The organism is Siminovitchia sp. FSL H7-0308 (assembly GCF_037980985.1).
GTDB lineage: Bacteria > Bacillota > Bacilli > Bacillales > Bacillaceae_C > Siminovitchia > Siminovitchia thermophila.
Genome location: NZ_CP150282.1, coordinates 4,073,264 through 4,093,509, shown reverse-complemented (window position 1 = coordinate 4,093,509; position 20,246 = coordinate 4,073,264). Strand labels below are relative to the sequence as shown.

Sequence of the window (20,246 nt, the reverse complement as noted above, 5' to 3'; positions counted from 1 at the left end):
TCCGCTTAAAATATATTGAAAACATTCGATCATTTGAGTTTAATGGAATATAGTAGTGTATAGATAAAGAAGATGCTGATAAGGTTTATCAAGAAAAATAGCTAGTAGATTACATGTAGGTTGGTGAAGCAAGTGAAGCAATTTCCTGAGGGGATCAAATTTTGTTATCCTTGGCGAAGTTATCAACGCGAGGTATTGGCACATTTGGATGCCCATTTAGAAAACAATCATTTGCATCTTGTCGCCCCGCCAGGTTCAGGAAAAACGGTACTTGGTTTAGAAGTCATGCTACGGTTAAACAAACCAACTCTTATTGTGTCGCCGACACTGGCGATACGAAACCAGTGGGTGGATCGTTTTACAGAGTTGTTCTTACAACAGTCAGAGCCACCTGATTGGATTTCAACGGACTTAAGGAACCCGGCGTTTGTGACGGTGACCACTTATCAAGGGCTACATGCTTTATTAGAAAGCAAAGTGAAAGAGGTAGACAGCGGCTCTGATGGAGATGATGTCGAACAAGAACAGAATGAATTTGATGTTTGCATGAAAGAAAAGGCGTTGGAAAAGTTGCTTCAGCAAAGTTTCCAAACGTTGATTTTGGACGAAGCACATCATTTAAGGACAAGCTGGTGGGAAACAACAATAAGGTTCCGCGACCAAATGGATCAACCGACTGTAGTTGCGTTAACCGCAACCCCGCCCTACGATGTAAGCTCGGCGGAATGGGAAAAATATATGGAATTATGCGGACCGATCGATGAAGAAATTGATATTGCCGCATTAGTCAGAGAAGGGGATTTGTGTCCACACCAAGACTATGTCTGGATGTCTGTCCCGGTCCCGAAGGAAGCTGGCCCAATCCGTGCATTTCGCGATGAGGTACAAGAGTTCATTCAAGAGATCAAACAAAATAAAGACTTGATACGCTTGTTAGAAAATCATCCGTGGATTAAATCGGAAGAATATCTTGAAGAAAAGCTGGCGAAATATGGGTATTTCATTTCCATTCTTTTGTTTTTAAAAGAGGTGGGCAGCGACCGGTGGCAATGGCCTTTTCAACAAATGGATGAAAAACATGCTGATTTGCCGAAGTTTACTGTCGAGTGGATGGAAGAATTGCTTAGTGGGCTTCTCTATCGCGACCAACATGTGAATGTGAAAAATGAGCCGATCAAAAGCATCAGAAAGAAGTTATCAGGAATCGGAGCACTTGAACGAAAAAACATCCGTCTAACAGCAAAGAAGACGATGCAACGAACTTTATTGCAGAGTGCTTCGAAGTTACAAAGTATAACGCATATCGTTTCACTAGAAAAGCAAGCACAAGGAGATGATCTCCGGCTTGTTGTGTTGGCGGACTACATTTATAAAAATGACTTGCCAAAGGCAGAACAAGATATAAAAACACTCAATCGGATCGGTGTTATTCCAATCTTTGAAGTGTTAAGAAGGCAATTAAAAAATCGTTGCCGGCTTGGTGTTTTAACTGGCTCGATCGTCATCATCCCAACAAATGCAGTTCCTCATTTGCATTCATTCGGTTTGAATTTTTCAGTCCAGCCCTTACGGCATGATCCCGTGTACAGTGAAGTGATTGTTACTGGAGCATCCAAGCAAGAGATAGTCAAAGTCATAACGTCCATCTTTTCAGAAGGGCACATTGATACGCTGGTAGGAACAACAGCCTTGCTTGGAGAAGGCTGGGATGCGCCAAGCGTAAACACGCTTATTTTAGCTTCTTATGTCGGATCATTCATGTTAACCAATCAAATGAGAGGGAGAGCCATCCGGTCAGACAAGGATAATTCTCGAAAATGCGCAAATATTTGGCACTTGGTATGTGTCGATGTCAACACATTGGATGGAGGATATGACTACCTTTCATTATCAAGACGGTTTAAATCATTAAGCGGATTAGATGAGGAATTGCCGATTATTGTTTCCGGGATAGAGCGTCTCCGCCTTCCGTCTCCGCCATTCTCAGCCAAAACACCAGAGGAAGTAAATCACCTCATGATGAAACGAGCTACAAATAAGGCAAACTTGTTTGAAAGGTGGCGGGAAGCAACAAATCTAGGGGAAAAGAAAAGAGAACAACTGGATGTAGGTAAGTCATTTGTACCAAGGCCATTTTTATTTGCGCATACATTTAAGTCACTGCTCATTATGACTGCCTCCATTATAATAGGCACAGTGTATTATGTTGCTGAAGGAAGCAGGTATAGAGGGTTTGATAGCCTTTTGCCCATGTTAACTTTTGCCCTTGTTGTGGGCGGGATTGTTTCTGCACCTTTTTGGTGGAAGGCTATTCGGATTTTTGTTGGCAATTCATCGATAGAATCAAGTTTACAAACGGCAGGGCAGATCATTTATGATGTTTTAGTTGAGATTGGCAGTATCGAGACCCCGCTAAAGCGAAATAAAGTAGTAGTAGAGGAGTTATCAAATGGCATGGTCTGCTGTTCGCTTGAAAGGGGGACTCCCTACGAACAAAAGCTGTTTTTGCAATCTTTACAGCAGTTTCTTGATCCGATAGATAATCCGAGATATATTCTTCATCGGACATCCGGGAAAAAGTGGTATACCCGTCATGATTATCATGCGATCCCTGATGAAATCGGACGCAAAAAAGAATACGTTCAGCTTTTTGAAGATAAGTGGCAAAAGAAACTTGGACAGGCATATGCCATTTTCACAAGAAATGTGGAAGGGAGAAAGCTATTGTTAAAAGCCCGAGTTCAAGCGATGTCAGAGAAGTTTGTCAAACGGACTGAACGAAAAAGCATCTGGAAATAACCGTTGTCTTGAAGGTGATGAGGGCGTACGAAGTGTGAACTGCCGGCCATGGAACAGCCGCCCTTAGAAAGGGCGGTAGATACAATATCCCTCACTTGCTAGCAACAAAGTTAATGGTACATTCAATATTCTAAACTAGCTATCCTAGTTTTTGTCTCGCTTTCTAGTCTCCTTCTTTTCAAGTTGGGCATGTGATGACTTTAATTCAAGGCAAGTTGTTAACTTTATTCAACTCTGATTTCCTTTTTCCGGTCTACATACCACTGGAAAAAGGAATTCGCCAGTTCAACTGGCACATCGTCCAAACCTGAATGATGTACGGGTTTTCCTCTGTTGATAGTCTCAATTGAAGCAAGACCCAGCATTTTTTGAATGAAGTTTCGTGTTGCCTTCACTTCTATGACCTTTTCTCGTTTTGAGATAAATAAAGAGGTGGTAAGCGCTCCTTTTTGAAATTGAATAAATTGGCCATTTATGACATAGCGGGTATGGAAAAAATCTAACGATCTTGCTATTAGAATACAAAGTAAGAGGGCGGCTGATACAATTATCCAAGCCTGTTCCAACCCCAAGATGGCCGGCTTGAAATAAAATAAAGCACCTGTCGCAATGAACCAGAACCAGCTTGGCCACAATATGCGCACCCAAAACGACTTTTTTGGCAGGCGAGTCATGTCTTCTGTGATCGTATAAGATGGCAGAATGTCCGATATCATCGCGTATGCTTTCTTTACCGGCAGAAAAGGATAGAGCGTATTGATTTCAAGCGATTCATCGCCTGAACTAAAACCGCCGGCACTTGTCAACTTCACTTCGGCGAGCCCGAGTAATCTTTTCAGCATCGATTGCTCCACTTCAATTGCTTGCACCTTTTCTTTTGAAATGGATAAGACCGCTTCATCAATGACGCCCTTCCTGATATAAATGTGATTTGCATCTGAAGATATTTCATAATTTCCATACTTTACATAGGTTCTCACGATTCCAAAGGCTATGGAAGTAATGACGAGTACAATCACAATGAGTGTCACAACCCACCATGTGCTTGTGATCTTTTTCATCAGTTCCCCTGTTATATCTTCCAGATGAAAAACATCATTGACTTTGAAATAAAGTGAGCCAATCAAAGAGAAAAGAACTAAAAAGCTTAATGATGTAAACGATGCTTTTAAAATGTCTTCTTTCGTTGGTTGAAAATGAATCGTTCGACTCGGGTTTTGCTGCTTTATTTCAACCTTTGCATCATCGGATTCAGGGATCTGATCCGTCGCTTCCCTCTGCTCTGTATTTTGTATACGAGCTTCCATTTGATCGGCTTCCATTGTTGGCGAGTCCACTTCAAATTTTACAGTCGTATTCTCGCCCTCATTATCAAATTGACACGGGTTTTGCTGTTCCATTTGAACCTCTGAATGAGCAGATTGAGGAATCCGATCCGTCGCTTCCCTCTGCTCTGTTTTTTGTACACGAGCTTCCATTTGATCGGCTTCCATTGGCGAGATCACTTCGAACTTTACCGTCGCATTCTCGCCTTTCATCCCAGTTTCAAAATAAATGGAGGTCATATGAAAGATCTTATGGAAGAAGGAAGTATGGCGATTAATGTTTTGAATTTTAGAAAAAGGAATCGTTTGTTCAGATTTGTTGAACAGTCCTTTGTAAAGGTGAAACGACTTTTCGTCAAGTTTGTATTTGTGGGTGAACCATTCATAAATGATAGACAACAAAGACCACCCAACTACAATCAGGAAAACAATCCTTCCATACTTTATGAAGAGCGATTCCGAGCCAGCCTTCACCACATACAAAAAGAATGCGAAGAAAATGGCATTTTTTAATAATTTCGCTATATGAAAAAGCATTACGAGTGGAGAATAACGTTTCATTTTCATCATTGCTCCACTTCCTTAATTTTGGCGTATTGAGCAATTTGATTTCTCAATTCAACAGCTACATCTTTCGGCAGGGCAGGTATTGTGTGAGAAGATCCCATTGTTTCAACCGACACGGAGTACAGTCCATATTTTCTAAGAATCGGTCCTTGCTCGGTGGCGACCGATTGGATTTTAGTCATGGGGATCAGCTCATGCGTTTCATTGATTGCGCCTGATTTTAATTGCAGAAACTCTTCATTAACATCGTAACGCCAGTTTTTATAAAGAAAAAAGGGCTCAATCAATGACCAAATAAACGCGATGATCAATAGTACTGTTATTCCGATTAAAATCCACCCGATCCACTCTTTCCATGAAAAGCGATCATCAAGGTAAAATAAGATGCCCAAGATCGTGAATGCGATGATATTCCCAATCGCTTCAGTAATGATCCATACTTTAATTGCATCTTTTGATAAACGTTTCTTTGGTAAATCTAAGGAGTTATTCATAAAGTCACCGCCAATATACAACTATTCATCTAAAAATATTTCTTCGAGTGATGGTTCGTCCACTTCAACGCGGTAGATATCCACTTTATACTGATTAAAAGCCCGTATGATTTCAGCAATTTTTCTCTCATGATCAATCGTAATCGTTATAAATGATTCTTTTCTCTCCAAATCCGTCCCAACCGTTTGCAGCCATTGGTTTAGCGTCAACTCCTCTGTTTTAGGAATTGGAGAATGCTTAATTCTTACTGTAAGCGTTGAGCGATAGAATGACCTAAGCTCAGACATTGTTCCAATTTTAGCCACTTTGCCCTCTTTCATAATGGCGATTCTCGTGCAAATTTTCTCTACTTCGTCTAAATTATGGGATGTCATAAAGATTGTTTTTCCTTCTTTTTGTAAATGGTGAATTAGTTTATGAATATGAATAGCGGACTCTGCATCCAACCCGGAAGTGGGTTCATCAAGAAAAATTAACTCCGGATCGTGGATAATCGCTTGTGCAATGCCAAGCTTCTTTTTCATACCGAATGAAAATTTGGCAGTTTTCAACTGGGCGTGGTCCTCTAAACCTACTAAACGCAAGACTTCCAAACAACCGTGCTTTCCTGTGGGCTTTCCCGAGAGAGCAGACAAGAATTTTAAATGATCCAGCGCTGTTAATGAACCATAAAAAGTAGAGTAGTCGGGCATTACACCAATTCTTTTCTTAACTTGGTCATTTGGCCCCTTTACCCCTAAAAGTGAATAAGTGCCGGAGCTTGGTTGAATAATTCCCGTCAGCATATTGATAAAGGTAGACTTTCCGGCACCGTTCCGGCCAAGAAAACCAAATACTTCCCCTTTTTCTACAGTTAGATCAATACCTTTTACGACTTGAGTCGCTCCATAGACTTTCTGAAGCTGCTTCGTTTCAATGGCAAACAATTAACAATCCCTCCTTTTAAAAATCAGATTTGCGATCAAAAGCATCAAACCTGAAAATATGATGATCACTAATAAAGAAAAGTCCTCACGTTCCAAATAATAAAAAGGCATGATAAACTTCAACCAGCTGATCCATTCATTGGTTGTGAAGGAGATCCATAAACCAAAAACCGGAAAAGCAAGACCAATCATAATGCCAAGAAACATCGTAATGCCTGGTTTCGGGATGAGAACGGACAGTAAAAGGGTCAAGGCAATTTGGTAGAATAATAAACTCATGGTCTGAGAAAAAATAAAGAAATCAAATTGTTTTGCAAAGAAGCTAATAATCAAAAAAGAGATAGCCACACAAACAAACCAAAAGAGCGCAATGCCAAAAAATTTCCCATATAAAATGGATGATCTTGATGTCCTGCTAACTAAAAAGCGCATCGTTCGTTCATGGGTTTCCCTATTCATACAATCATGGGATAACCCCATGACAAATAATTGCCCAAATAAAAAAAGTAACGTTAACAGGCCAAGCGTGTGGATATGCTTCATCTCTTTGGGGGTAAACTCTATCATATTCGTTAATACGTTTGAAAATTTGGCTGAATAATAGGCGGTCAATAATAAAACGCAAATGATTAAAATGGATTTAATGCTTTTAAACATGTTGAAAAACTCTCGCTTACCGATGACATACATATGTTGCTTCCCCTTTCTTGTTTACGAAAGCTATTATAAGTTGCCTACATTAATTTAGCCGAAACACTACCTTAATTCTCCCTTAATTATTCGCAACTTTGGTTTTTTGGATGATATGATACTCATATAAATTAACGACGATTAGGTGATCTTGATGCAAGAAGCACATATATTAATTGTAGATGATGAAAAAGCCATTTTACAGATGTTAGAGACGATTTTAAAAAGAGAGGCGTTCAAACATATCGATACAGCCGCTACAGCCGAGGACGCGCTTGCACTTTGTAAAACAAAACGATATGACTTGATTTTGTTGGATGTGATGCTCCCCAACCGGAGCGGTTTTGATATTTGTCCCATGATCAGGGAAACCACCGATGCTCCTATTTTCTTTTTAACTGCCAGATCTTCCGATTTGGATAAGCTCTCCGGTTTTGCCTTGGGAGCGGATGACTATATTACAAAACCCTTCAATCCCCTGGAAGTTGTCGCGAGGATCAAAGCGCATTTGCGCAGGAAAATGGTCCATATGACACCAACTTCACAAACAACTTATCAATATGGAAACATCCATGTAAATACACTTTCCGGCGAAGTAAAAGTAAATGGTAAAATGGTGGATTTGCCTGCTCAAGTGTACCAACTGCTGCTCTTCTTCTGTAAACATCCAAATCAACTATTTAGCAAAAGCCAACTGTATGAGCAGGTATGGGGCGGGGATTTTCTAGGCGAGGATAATACGATTATGGTTCATATAAGAAAGCTGCGTGAAAAAATCGAGGAAAACCCAAGCAAACCGAGTCACATTATAACAGTTAGAGGCCTCGGGTATAAATTTGTTCCCGATGGTGACAAACATGAACATTCATAAACGTTTTATCGTACAGTTTTTCATCCAAATCATCCTGGCTTTCTTTTTGTTATCTCTTATTTTAATAATCATGTGGGCCATTATTGGCTTTTCCATCATGAATTCGGATGTTGCAAAAGATTTGTCAAAAGCAGACGAGTTGTTTTTTATTGATAAGATTTCAATCAAAGATGAAAAGGTCACATTCGATAAGAAACTAAAAAAAATGGTGAAAAATCAGAATGGCCAACTGATCGTTCTAACGGAGAAAGGTGCTGTGATCGGCTCTTACAATACTGCTGAAAAAGTACCCGCTCATATGAATGAGAGTGAAGTTGCTTCATTGATTTTGGGAACTCCCGCGGAATACTCGTATTGGAAATTAGAAGAAGGGTATAAACGGCCGTATATCCTATTATTTGGTAAAAAAAATTCCGGCACAGACATAGTAAATGAGATAAAGCCAGAGATTGATTGGAAAAATCATCAGCTTAACCTTTCAGATAGGGCTTATCAAAAAATCAATGAAGAAAACGGCTGGGTCCAATTGATCGATGCAACAGGACAAGTAGTAGATGAATATGGTACGAAGAAACAGCCGACTAAGTACTCCAATCAAGATCTCATGACATTATCACAAGATCAGTATCATGTAACGACCGCTTATTTTGATGAGGAGACCGAGCAATCCATAATTGTGGGGACGTATAAAGCAGATTCAAACTCTAGCTTAGAAGAAGGTATTTATAAAACAGTTAGTCATAGTCTTTTTATCATCTTTATCTTATTGATCCTTTTTCTTTTCATAGGGACATTTTGGTATGCGCGTAAATTCGGAGTTCCCTTAATTATGATGATGAAATGGATTAAGAACCTGGGTGAAGGAGTATACGAACAGCCACAAGATATCCATCAACGTCCTATCTTGTTAAATAAAAAAGGAAAACTGAAAAAGAAATACCGATTATATAAGGATTTCATTACCACACTTGTTCAATTAACAAAAACCTTAAAGCAAAACGAATCGGAGCGGCAGAAAATGACGCAAATAAGGGAAGAATGGATAACGGGTATTTCTCATGACTTAAAAACGCCGCTTGCTTCTATAACAGGTTATTCACAAATGCTGGAGTCTGAAAATTATTCGTGGAGTGAAAAGGAAACAAGAGAGTTTGCCAAAGTGATTTCCGAGAAGTCTGTTTATATGATGCAATTACTTGAGGACTTAACGTTAACCTATCGTTTGAAAAATCAAGCCTTGCCGATTGTCAAAGAAAAAGTTGATCTCAACGAATTTATACGTCGGACCATTATACATTTTATTAATGAAACGGCTCATAACGAAATACAATTCGATTTCCATCCTTATCATGAAATCATTTATGCCTATATTGACCAAAAGTGGTTTCAACGGATTCTCGATAATTTAATCGCAAATGCTATTAAATATAATCCACCAGGCACTACCATCACAGTATCCACCTCTTTGATAGAACAACATTTGATCATTATCAAAATGGAAGATAACGGGATAGGGATGGATAGTGAAACCCTTGATAAATTGTTCCAGCGTTACTATCGAGGCACGAACACAAGCGACTCCGGCAGTGGAACGGGCCTTGGGATGGCTATTACGAAACAATTGGTACAGCTTCATAATGGGTCCATTCGAGTGAAAAGCACTCCGAATAAGGGTACTCAAATTCGATTGATCCTGCCAGCCCGTGCGGAGGAAGATGATGAATAGCATGTAAAAACGAATAAACCGCGTAAAATCAAATTTGATTTTACGCGGTGCTATTTTTCATGGTTTGTACGAATATTGATTCGTTTTCAGCCTATTTCCCACCTTCTTTATATCCTCAAAATGATGGATTTGGCTGTAAACATACTTAACTTAGTTTTGTGGTTAAATCTTTCATAGAACATAAAGCATAAATGGACTTCTGGCTTCTCTAATGATGTGAATGTTAATCTTTATTATTGTATATTCAGCTTTAAACCAAAACCATAATAAACAGAAACCAATTGGAAGTAAGATAACAATTTTAAGCCATTGTTGATCTAAGTACTTACTCCAAAGTCTGGGAAGAAGACTGGTGGCAATAAAAGCAAACGCGAACAACCCAATGATAATGATCATTCTTTTTTTGACAGAGTTTGTTTAAAAGAAATCAAATTATTAAATATTACATAATATTTGTAATAATGATATTATAAGGAAAAAGGAGGGATGTAAGTGAAGGAAGGTGTTTTTTAAATACCTGGTATTGGTACAATTTTATTCGGTGATAAATGTTTATATTTACGACAAAGCAGTAAAAGCATTTGATAAAATTCCAGGGCCAAGGTGCAGGATTTAATGAAAAAAGAAAAACATTCGAAATATTCAAGGGGTACCAAACTAATTATATGGATCATGTTAGTCTTATCGGTATCAATGCTTGTTTTTTTTATCAATAATATCGTGAACGATTTATATTATCAACCGGTCAATTATACGAGTGCATTGGGGCTAGCTTTAGGAGTATTCCTATGTATATATGCACTATTCGCCCTTAAATCAAAAAAGTAATTTACCTAATTATTTTTAGGAGCTGACCGAAAAGTAATATATCAGCTTGAAAATGAAAAGAGCCAAACATAGAAGAGAGCGGTCGTGGTAGCATGACTGTACTTCCTCATTCAGGAGTTACATAACCATGACCGCTAACAACGTCAAGGATAGCGGGTTATAAGCATGATTCCCCAGTGTTTCAAACATGGCAACTAATCACTAATGTTGCATACAATTATCTAGACACGTCAAAAAAGGTCCATAGGGATCTTTCTTTGTAGTAGATTTGGACAGACAATTACCTCTCCGTCTAGTATGCAAGTTGGTAAAAGGGTTAAGCTTATCCCCAATCAATCATTTGGCGATGGAGCTTTTCGCCCTCCGCAAGGTCAGTATACAAAAAAACTAACTACTACAAGATATTTGCTTTTATTCCTAAATGGCATCGGATGCTGAACTTGGGGTTATGATTATACTCTGAACATTGAGCTACTAGAAAACGTTCCAGGGAACTGTTCTTTTGGTTAATCACCAATTCCATTCAAGTTTCCCATTTCTTATTTCCCGTTTGCTAAAATCCGGGCAGGGCAGGACCTTTCCTAAAATAAACCATAAACAAGTTGTATGAGCTTAGTAATTATAACGACAATGAAAGCGCCTGTCACGAAAACTTGAAATGGCGACTGAAATGAAGATTTCTTCCCTGATTGTTCAGGCTGGTCATCCGGTAATTCACCAGTCTCCAAGTACTGTAATAACTCTTCTTCTATTTCTTCGTTTATTTTTTCTAAGTCCTCGCTCTTAGCATTTTTTTTATCCAATCGAATCAGCCCTTTAGCTTTTCATTCGTGTCAATTCCATGCTAAGAGTCAAGTTGCGCTTCAGGTCTTCAACACTGGTCATTCCGCTGCCACAATATAATACATCCTCATTAAAAAGGATACAATGTGATCGAAGGGTTCCAAATGCGATTCCTCTCATATTCATTCCATTACAGTTCATGATGATGGGTAACTCTGATTGATATTGCTTCAGTGCTTTTCCAACTTTTATTAAGTCACTTAATTGAAATGATTGCTGTTCTTTCACACGATACCGTCCTGTCAAATTAAGAGCGGCGGACGGCGTAATGTCCAGCATTTCTATCAACTTCGTAATCTCTTTCATTGCCTTGTTTCTGTTAGAAAAATATAAATAGGCCAGTTCAAAAACAGCGCTCGGATGTTGGGTTAGCATCACTTCTTCTGCTAATTCACGATGTGTGAATGTCTGACCAAAATGAAAAGGTTTTTGATTGATACTTATCCCTTCATTTGTGGGCCACCTTTTCAAACGACTCACTTTCTGGTCTTGGATTCCCATCTGAAAGAGTAGCAGTAATAAGATGATCGGACCTATTCCTTCAATCGATTTGGTTTGGAGATATCCTTTATGAAAAATTTCTTTGTTTTCTTTTAAATCGTATCCAACGATGCCCCACATAGGTTGAATATGATCAACCAATACTTGTGGTGTAATGTCCTTTATTTCTTTAGTCGAACGTTTAATCTGTGCAGGGAGATAATGGCTCGTTTTTCTAAAGTCACTGCCGGATACAGAACCTTTTAAAAGAATGAATGAATCGTCAGAACAATAATAGGGAATACGAGTTGATAGTTCTAGCGCATTGTTAAACCACCCACCTACCATGTTTGCAGGTAGTTTTTTAATCACATCCCTCATGTATTTTCCATGGCCAAAGACATAGTCGGCATCCGATTGAAGAATATAAGGAACTAATTTATCATGCAGGTATTCACTTTGATCACCGAGGTCGGCTACTTGCCCTAAAACTAAAATCTTCTTCCCTTTGTAAAAAAACTGTTTTTCCTTAAATGTTTTTATCGCATTGATCATGGATGGAATTGCGGCATTATGCGAATCATCAATAATGTCTATTCTTCTTTGGTCCTTTGAGTTAAGCCGTTTTAATTCCATCACTCTGTCGAGTGATTTAAAATCATATACTTTTCTTGCCATTGAATCAATATCATATCCTAATTCTGCCAGGCAGAGGAGCGCCCCTAACGTGTTCATCATGATGCCATCACTCGGCATGATCATATCAAACGTATAAGCCGTTTTTTTATATTGAAAAATGACCGTTGTTATATATTTTTCATAGATCCGTTTTTCAAGAAATAAATCAGCGGATTTATCTATCAAACTATATGTTTTAATCCGATTCGTTCTTTTTTTGGCCTGTTCATATAAAATCCTAAACTCTTCTTTGCCAATATCCTTATTGATGATTGCTAAACCACCTGTTGTTAAACCATCGAATATTCTCGCCTTAAATGCAGCTACATTCATGGTTGAATGTAATGTGGAAAGATGCGCTTCTCCAATAGAAGTAACCATACACACATCAGGTCTTATTGTTAAGGCTTGATTTCCACGATTATTCAGCGCATTTAATGATATTTCTACAATTCCCATATCGGGATTCCGACATAATTTCGCGCCATATAACGGGACCCCTGTTTGTGTATTGTGATTGCCGCGGGTTGCAACAACATTACTAATCTCTTTTAGAAGGTGTTCCAGTATTAGGCGAGTAGAACTCTTTCCCACGGAACCAGTAATCCCGATAACCGGATTTTTCATTTTATTTCTAGCCTGTTTTGCTAAAATTTGCATAGACTTGATACTATTCTTTACAATAATCTGGGCTACAAACGGGGCTAGTTCTTTAATCGGCTCTTCCGTAATGATTAAATCACAGTTTTTATAGTATTCTAAAATGCGAACATTACCATCTATCCACGGTAATTCTTTCTTATGAAATTGATTCCATCTTTCTCTTGAAATAGAAATAAAGCAATTACCTGATACCCCTTTCTGAAGCTGGGCAGGGTCAAATTCGAAATCAATGATTGGTGAACTTTGTTCCAATTCATTGAAGAAGTAACCATCTAATATGTCTGCTATTTCTTGATAAGTAAAACCTGCTGCCATTTCTTACCCTCATTTCCTATTCATCTTCCTGTGAATCTGAAATCGTTAGATTATAATCTATTAAATCCGGAATAAAATAATGAAAAAATTGACAGTATCCTGATAAATAGTGTTCAACATCATCGATTCTTACACGGAAAGAATGATGACGAATAAAAAAACCATGCAAGATTAATCCAGGATTTTTCATATACATGGCTAACTCTGGATAGAAAAATCCAACACGTTGGTATTCGGCGCGGCGCTTGATCGTTTGCACTAAATACGTTTCATCAATTAATTTGAGTAAGTAATCTTTTTGTAGTTCTTTTATTTTACCTACCATTTTATAAACAGCCATTGTCAATTCGAGAAAAGTAGGATAAGTTGTCTCACGATGATAGATAAAATTCAACCGATGATTGCAGTTTTTTAATCCGAAAATAAAGTATTTATCCTCTGGCTCGTAAATCGTTAATTCATTTGCTGCATAACTTAACCAGTGATCATGGTATTTCCAATAATCATATTTAATAAAATAATCGAATGTCTTCTTTACTTCTTCTAACCAGTAATCATTTTTATCAATCGCATATAAACGCAACAGTGAAAAAATGGCTTCGCCTTCATAATAGATAATTCGATTTAGTGCTTTTACACGAAAAGTGGGGTATGTCAATACATGAATGAATCCTTCATCAGGAAGCTTCATATGAATAATGCCTCGAGCTAATGCTTGGGCGACTTCTACATATTTGTCACTTTGTGCAACCTCCATATATTTCGTCATAGCCAAGATGGCTGTAGCATTAGAGCCCAGTTTTATTTCGTTTTCATTCGAATAATCCACAACAAAAGCTGTCTGTTCCTCGGCATCCTCCTTATAAACAATCGCTTCTTTTATCAAGTAATTCAGCCCACGTTCAATGGCTTCCAATATCTTCGGTTCTTGCAAAATTTCATATCCTTCTGCCAGCGCATAAAGAGAGCTAGAATGCCGCAAAATATTATATGTTCCTATTTTCTTAGCAAATGCGGAGAAATAGCCGTATTCGAACTGACCGTTATCTGTCATTTGCTTCATTAGAAATAATGTCGATTTATTTATAAGTTGTTTTGTTTCTTTTTTAATATTCGTTACTTTTCTGATGCCATTTGTTAGCTCGCCATTATATAATTCGTGAATTTCATCATCAAGTTTATTTTTAAAAGTAGCTGTTGTTTTAAAAAGATAGACGTCTTTATTTATGTATAGTTTTTTTATAAAAGGAAATCGTAATCCTTCATTATATTTCAAATAATGATTGATATTTACTTCATCTAAGGATAAGGGCTGTTTGTTAGTACTCCTAATCATCGCATTACCGTTAATTTCTTGTTCTAAAAAAGCTAAACGAAACTCTGAATCAAAAGAAATCCCCCAACGAAAATAATTTTTACGCGCTTTTTTAACCTTTTCTTCTAAAACTTCAAAAGGTACTTTTTTAACTTCTGATACGATATCCACTTTTAACCATTGTGGATCGACACCACTTTTCTGAACAAGTTGAATGGCCTTTCGTTTTATTTTTTTGAATGCTTTATGAAAACTTGTATCCATTGCTTTTAGAACTCGTGAACGAATGTGCTGATTTCCTATTGACAAGAAGAGAATGTAAAACTCATCATTATGAATGTAAACACTTTGGATATTTTCATTGGCCATTTGCTTGTTAAAATATACTTCATACTGATCCATTGCTTGGTTGATATATGTAAGATTTGAGATCTGTCCCATTATCTTTTCCTTCCCTTTATAAATGAGTCAGCCTACATTTCAAGTGAAATATAGGCTGACTTACATAAAGATACTAATTATCTAATTCATTTTGCCGCTTTACTATTCTTTCTTCTATTACGAGCAAATAATCCAGCAATACCTGCCAGCAGCGCAGTTAATCCTGCTAAGCCTGTGTTAAAAATAGATGTAGCAGTATTTGGTAGCTTTTTTCCACCTTCGTTATTGTCCTTATCAGCTAAACGCTCTTCAGTGCCAACTCTTTCTTTCCCATTAGAATCGTCAGCATCGGCATCCGCGTCGGCATCGGCATCGGCATCCGCGTCGGCATCCGCGTCGGCATCGGCATCCGCATCGGCATCCGCATCTGCGTCGGCGTCGGCATCGGCGTCCGCATCGGCATCGGCATCCGCGTCGGCGTCCATCCGCATCTGCGTCGGCATCGGCATCCGCATCTGCGTCGGCATCTGCATCGGCATCTGCGTCGGCATCGGCATCCGCGTCGGCGTCCGCATCTGCGTCGGCGTCGGCATCCGCGTCGGCATCGGCATCCGCGTCCGCGTCGGCATCTGCGTCGGCATCCGCGTCCGCGTCGGCATCAGCATCCGCGTCGGCATCCGCATCGGCATCCGCATCGGCATCTGCGTCGGCATCCGCGTCCGCGTCGGCATCAGCATCAGCGTCGGCATCTGCGTCCGCGTCGGCATCCGCATCGGCATCCGCATCAGCATCCGCGTCGGCATCCGCGTCAGCATCAGCGTCGGCATCTGCGTCGGCATCGGCATCCGCATCAGCGTCGGCATCCGCGTCAGCGTCGGCATCTGCGTCGGCATCGGCATCCGCATCCGCATCTGCATCGGCATCTGCGTCGGCATCCGCATCGGCATCGGCATCCGCGTCGGCATCCGCGTCGGCATCCGCGTCCGCGTCGGCATCGGCATCCGCGTCGGCATCCGCATCAGCGTCAGCATCTGCGTCAGCGTCAGCATCGGCATCTGCGTCGGCATCTGCGTCAGCGTCGGCATCCGCATCGGCATCCGCATCGGCATCAGCGTCGGCATCCGCATCGGCGTCGGCGTCGGCATCGGCATCTGCGTCGGCATCCGCATCGGCGTCGGCGTCGGCATCGGCATCTGCGTCGGCATCCGCGTCGGCATCCGCGTCGGCATCGGCATCCGCATCCGCGTCGGCATCCGCATCCGCATCAGCGTCGGCATCCGCATCCGCGTCGGCATCGGCATCCGCGTCGGCATCCGCGTCGGCATCCGCATCGGCATCTGCGTCGGCATCCGCGTCGGCATCAGCATCCGCGTCAGCGTCGGCATCGGCATCTGCGTCCGCATCCGCGTCAGCATCGGCATCCGCGTCCGCGTCGGCATCGGCATCCGCGTCGGCATCCGCGTCGGCATCCGCGTCGGCATCCGCATCGGCATCGGCATCCGCATCGGCATCCGCATCAGCGTCAGCATCCGCATCCGCGTCGGCATCGGCATCCGCGTCGGCATCGGCATCCGCGTCCGCATCGGCATCGGCATCTGCGTCAGCGTCCGCATCTGCGTCCGCATCATCATTTGGATTTTCATGTAGGAAATATGTAGTATTATCTGTACCGTCTAAAATCCTCTTACCGTCACCAGTTGTTTGATAAACATCAAATAAGTATATTCCGCTAGGTAAATTCTCAACAGTTTCTTTTAATTTAATCTTTACCGAAAAGCCTTGACGAATCCCTATAAGCGCGTGTGATACTAATTCATTTGATGCATAACTAAAATTTCCATTCTTATCATAGATAACAGACTTGAATTTTCCATCTCTTGTTTGAACTAATACATCACTAATAAACGGGATTAATTTTTCATCAAGCTTGAATCTAAATTGACCGTCATTGTGCTTGGTTGCATTTAACTTATAATGCATTGTATATCTTAACGTTATTTCTGTACCATGAGGATCGTTATCAGCAACGGTATAACCGGAACCAGTTACGAGATTATTATTCTCTCGACTCATGCCACTATCTTTTGTTTTAAAATAAGCACTGTCTGTCGTATTGACAACGACTCTATTCTCTTTATCAAAAAGGGCAATATCAGCAGTATAAAAATCCTTATCTAAATGTTGAATTTCTTTATTCAGCACAATTTTAATATCAAATTGTTGATTGACACCAATAAGGGCTGTACTTAGCACATCGCGGTGATTGATGCTGTATGTACCATCTGCTAATTTATGCGCTGATATCCATTCCCTACCGACTCTCACCCGTACATCTGAGATGTAATCTTTTAAATCCTCATCAATTGTTAAATTAAAGGTTGCATGCTTTAATTTAAAAGCCATATTTAATGAATAGTGAGTATAATAAGTTAGATTTACTTCCGATTTTTTCACATGATGGTTTCTAACTTCTAGATGACCATATTTAATATATTTGTAGTCAATTTCTTCATCATAAATACTAGATGAAAAAGGCTGAATGACAGAATTTGGTGCAGCGGGCATAGACGCCATAGCATTAACAGGATTCATTGCCTGAGTCGTGGCTAATAAGGCAACGGCAACCATAGAAGATTTTTTCTTGAAATTTCTTTTATGGTTTTTATTCATTTGTTTTTTGTAATCTATGTTTGACTTCCTCATTTAGTTCTATCTCCTCACAGTAGACATGATTAATTACTTGGCTGTGCAAACGTTTCGGGCATATACTGCATCATCACTTCACTAAAGAAATTTCTTGTTATGAAATGGATAAAGAGGTGCGATTATCTGTACCGTAGAGATTTTCTTACCATTTCCATTTGGGAATATATCATCCGCTTTTTTCCATTTAAATCTGCCGGAAAAATCTTATGAAGCTGGATTTTTTGTAGAATAGCTAACCTTTCCATCTCCTGTTTTACTGATGATGGAATGGGCCGTTTTTCAAATGAAAAGATCAATTTGCCGCATTTAACTTATCGTGCAACACATCATTCAAGGTAATTCAGCTCCATTGGATCACGATTAGCCACTGTTAACCTCAACCGAACCAGTCACTAATTTGCGATCCTTATGGTTTCCACTTTTCTAACCCTAGAAAAAAGCCATATTTAAAATGTTTCTCATCTACTTTTTCATCGGTAATACGAAATGAAAAAGGTGGAACTTCTGGTGTGGAAGCCATTACATTTGCCGGATAAAATGGGTATTTACGATGATAAGTGCCAAAATAATAGATTGATTATTACTAATGAGCCTCCTTTTTTTTCCATTTAGGTGGACAACTCTTTCACTTCTGCCAAGCTCCAAACAATATACGCGCGCTTTTACTCCTTTCAATAACTAATTCGAAAATATTTTAACAAGTTGTACTTGTGAAAATACTCATCAAAAACCTGCCTATTTATATGAAAAAACTAAGCAATAACTAAGCAAAAGTAATTTAGCGCAACAAACTGAATTTTAGATATAAAACGGGGCTGGAACATAAGCAAATACGAAACAGCAAAAGGGGCGGGGACAGAACCCTGTAAAAATGAATAAACCGCGTGAAATCAAGGTTTTAAATTTGATTTCACGCGGTTTTATGCTCACGATTTTTACGAATATCAATCAGCTTTTAACTTATGTTCCAGCCCCTATTTCTGTTATAAAAAATCCCAATCATCGCTACGTCAAAATATTTCGCTTATCGCAGGTCTCTTCAGCTTCCTCGGAAAGCAAAAGATCGCTTTCCTGCGGGATCTTCAGCTCGAGCTATTCCCGCAGGAGTCTACATATGTTGACTACGCTAAATGCTTGCTATACACTAGGACGATTTATCCGGCATGTAAGGTGCCGTAAGACTCCCACTTCAAGACCTGAGTTGATACAAAAGGAAAAAACGGCACCTAAATGCCCGATTGGTTCAACTAACATTCAGTAGGAGATGAAAGAAACCTCCTACTGAATGAAGTTTCACTTTATTGTTCGTTTTTTCATCAGCTGATTTAGTTGTGGCCCGTCTATTTATATTTCAGGAGTTTTCACTTGTTTTTCGATCCATTTCCTATACCAATCTTTAATATGAGTTGGAGGAACAGTGTTGAATTCGGTTCTAAACATTTCTACCAATTTGGAAAATTGTTTTTCAACATTATAAATGTCTCCAAGTTTATCGTATATTTTCATTAAAAAATAATATGAATCCGCTAAATAAGGGTTAAGTCTTTGGTTTCTCAATGCTAGTAAAGTAGCTTTTGTATACTGCTCGTTGGCAATTAAATATCGAAGTACCTTATTTGAAAAGGCTTGATATAACATTCTTAGACTTTCTTGTTCATTCTCTTTCCATATATACGTTTCATCTGCCAAATAGTCACCTGTATACTGATTTATTAATGTTAACGCTTTAGGCAGTGTTTCCTCTGAAATGAAAGGAAGCTCATTAATTCCTGCCACCCATTCATCAACATCACACTTGACATCATTTAAAATTACTTCATAAGCACTATCTATGCTGATAATTTGAATGTTTGCTCCAATTTGCTTTAATAATTTTCTAATTTCGTAGATGCAACTATATAAATTCTCAAAGGCTTTATTGACATCTTCTTCTGGCCAAAGTAATTCAATCAAAACATCTTTTCTCACCATTAATTCGTTTCTATTTTGAATAAGGAAAGCGAACAATTCCTTTGTTTTCGTTGTTCTCCATCTAACTGGTATAATCTCTTGTTTCTGATCTTTAAAATGTAAATGCTTAAAACAGCAAACCATATCTACTCTCTCTCTGGGTAAAGAAGTGTTCTTATTTTTCAAAAGACGGTTTACTGTTTTATAAATCCTATTCTTATTATATGGTTGCAAGATATAGTCAATAGCGCCTAATTCAAATGCATCTACTGCAAACTCCTTTTCTTTGGAAATAAAAACGATCTGTATATTAGGACGTATTTTTTTTAAGCGTTTAGCAATTGTAATACCGTTTTGTCCAAACACCCATGTTTTTATAAAAGCTATTTCAAAATCTAAGTGTAAATCAGTTAGTTCTTTTTCTAGTTGTATTGCACCCGTGTATTTTTTTACTAATTTTAATTGTTTTGTAGAATTTAATATTCGAAATAATAACTCCACATCCTTTTGGTTATCATCTATAATAATATATGTCTTCACAATATTTCCCCCCCTATAAAAATTTTATAAAAAATCGCATATTTTTATCTAGATTTATATACATTTATTTTTATGAATACTAAATAGTTCGGTGAACATAGACCAATATACAACAAAAAGGTAAATTTTTTCTAAGCATTTTCTAAGC

The 20,246-nt window shown here is 39.1% G+C and carries 12 protein-coding genes; 4 read left to right on the top strand and 8 right to left on the bottom strand.

All coding sequences use genetic code 11. The features are described from left to right. Positions 1-132 precede the first annotated feature (132 nt). Positions 133-2,799, top strand: coding sequence for a DEAD/DEAH box helicase family protein (locus tag MHB50_RS19100; protein WP_340084592.1), 2,667 nt, complete (start codon positions 133-135; stop codon positions 2,797-2,799). Positions 2,800-3,023: 224 nt separating this feature from the next. Here MHB50_RS19100 and MHB50_RS19095 read toward each other — a convergent pair whose 3' ends face one another. From MHB50_RS19095 to MHB50_RS19080, 4 genes are read right to left on the bottom strand one after another with little or no spacing between them, the layout of a single operon-like run. Continuing rightward, positions 3,024-4,694 (bottom strand): PH domain-containing protein, encoded by a 1,671-nt coding sequence (locus MHB50_RS19095; RefSeq protein ID WP_340084590.1) that lies wholly within the window; start codon positions 4,692-4,694, stop codon positions 3,024-3,026. Continuing rightward, positions 4,691-5,185 carry a PH domain-containing protein gene (locus tag MHB50_RS19090; RefSeq protein ID WP_205179951.1) on the bottom strand — a complete coding sequence of 165 codons (495 nt, stop codon included), beginning with the start codon at positions 5,183-5,185 and terminating at the stop codon, positions 4,691-4,693. Before MHB50_RS19090 ends, MHB50_RS19095 begins: the two co-directional genes overlap by 4 nt. A gap of 21 nt (positions 5,186-5,206) precedes the next feature. Further along, complete coding sequence (locus tag MHB50_RS19085; RefSeq protein WP_340084587.1) at positions 5,207-6,112, bottom strand: ABC transporter ATP-binding protein; 906 nt, start codon at positions 6,110-6,112, stop codon at positions 5,207-5,209. Beyond that, positions 6,113-6,802 (bottom strand): ABC transporter permease subunit, encoded by a 690-nt coding sequence (locus MHB50_RS19080; protein ID WP_077113998.1) that lies wholly within the window; start codon positions 6,800-6,802, stop codon positions 6,113-6,115. It abuts the gene before it with no gap. Positions 6,803-6,956: 154 nt separating this feature from the next. On the opposite strand from MHB50_RS19080, the gene MHB50_RS19075 reads away from it, so the two are divergent. After that, a complete protein-coding gene (locus MHB50_RS19075; protein WP_077113997.1) occupies positions 6,957-7,673 on the top strand; it encodes a response regulator transcription factor in 717 nt (238 codons plus the stop codon). Further along, a complete protein-coding gene (locus tag MHB50_RS19070) occupies positions 7,660-9,399 on the top strand; it encodes a HAMP domain-containing sensor histidine kinase (protein WP_340084585.1) in 1,740 nt (579 codons plus the stop codon). Before MHB50_RS19075 ends, MHB50_RS19070 begins: the two co-directional genes overlap by 14 nt. A 1,409-nt stretch (positions 9,400-10,808) precedes the next feature. On the opposite strand, the gene MHB50_RS19065 is transcribed toward MHB50_RS19070, so the two are convergent. The 3 genes from MHB50_RS19065 to MHB50_RS19055 are packed head-to-tail and all read right to left on the bottom strand — an operon-like array spanning position 10,809 to position 14,962. Then, positions 10,809-11,030, bottom strand: a complete 222-nt coding sequence (locus MHB50_RS19065) for a hypothetical protein (RefSeq protein ID WP_340084583.1) — start codon at positions 11,028-11,030, stop codon at positions 10,809-10,811. A gap of 13 nt (positions 11,031-11,043) precedes the next feature. After that, positions 11,044-13,206 carry a UDP-N-acetylmuramoyl-tripeptide--D-alanyl-D-alanine ligase gene (gene murF / locus MHB50_RS19060; protein WP_340084581.1) on the bottom strand — a complete coding sequence of 721 codons (2,163 nt, stop codon included), beginning with the start codon at positions 13,204-13,206 and terminating at the stop codon, positions 11,044-11,046. 16 nt (positions 13,207-13,222) lie between these two features. Next, the gene (locus MHB50_RS19055) at positions 13,223-14,962 is read right to left on the bottom strand and encodes a hypothetical protein (protein WP_340084579.1); all 1,740 of its coding nucleotides are present in this window, start codon (positions 14,960-14,962) and stop codon (positions 13,223-13,225) included. Between the two features lie 252 nt (positions 14,963-15,214). Here MHB50_RS19055 and MHB50_RS19050 point away from each other — a divergent pair, with 252 nt between their 5' ends. Next, a complete protein-coding gene (locus MHB50_RS19050) occupies positions 15,215-16,549 on the top strand; it encodes a hypothetical protein (protein WP_340084577.1) in 1,335 nt (444 codons plus the stop codon). 2,403 nt (positions 16,550-18,952) lie between these two features. On the opposite strand, the gene MHB50_RS19045 is transcribed toward MHB50_RS19050, so the two are convergent. After that, positions 18,953-20,098, bottom strand: coding sequence for a response regulator (locus tag MHB50_RS19045; RefSeq protein WP_077113992.1), 1,146 nt, complete (start codon positions 20,096-20,098; stop codon positions 18,953-18,955). Positions 20,099-20,246 lie beyond the last annotated feature (148 nt).

What these genes read in the sequence shown, in the direction of transcription:
- MHB50_RS19095 (WP_340084590.1), bottom strand. Translation starts at nt 4,694, where the DNA reads ATGATGAAAATGAAACGTTATTCTCCACTCGTAATGCTTTTTCATATA.
- MHB50_RS19090 (WP_205179951.1), bottom strand. Translation starts at nt 5,185, where the DNA reads ATGAATAACTCCTTAGATTTACCAAAGAAACGTTTATCAAAAGATGCA.
- MHB50_RS19080 (WP_077113998.1), bottom strand. Translation starts at nt 6,802, where the DNA reads ATGTATGTCATCGGTAAGCGAGAGTTTTTCAACATGTTTAAAAGCATT.
- MHB50_RS19075 (WP_077113997.1), top strand. Translation starts at nt 6,957, where the DNA reads ATGCAAGAAGCACATATATTAATTGTAGATGATGAAAAAGCCATTTTA.
- MHB50_RS19070 (WP_340084585.1), top strand. Translation starts at nt 7,660, where the DNA reads ATGAACATTCATAAACGTTTTATCGTACAGTTTTTCATCCAAATCATC.
- murF (WP_340084581.1), bottom strand. Translation starts at nt 13,206, where the DNA reads ATGGCAGCAGGTTTTACTTATCAAGAAATAGCAGACATATTAGATGGT.
- MHB50_RS19055 (WP_340084579.1), bottom strand. Translation starts at nt 14,962, where the DNA reads ATGGGACAGATCTCAAATCTTACATATATCAACCAAGCAATGGATCAG.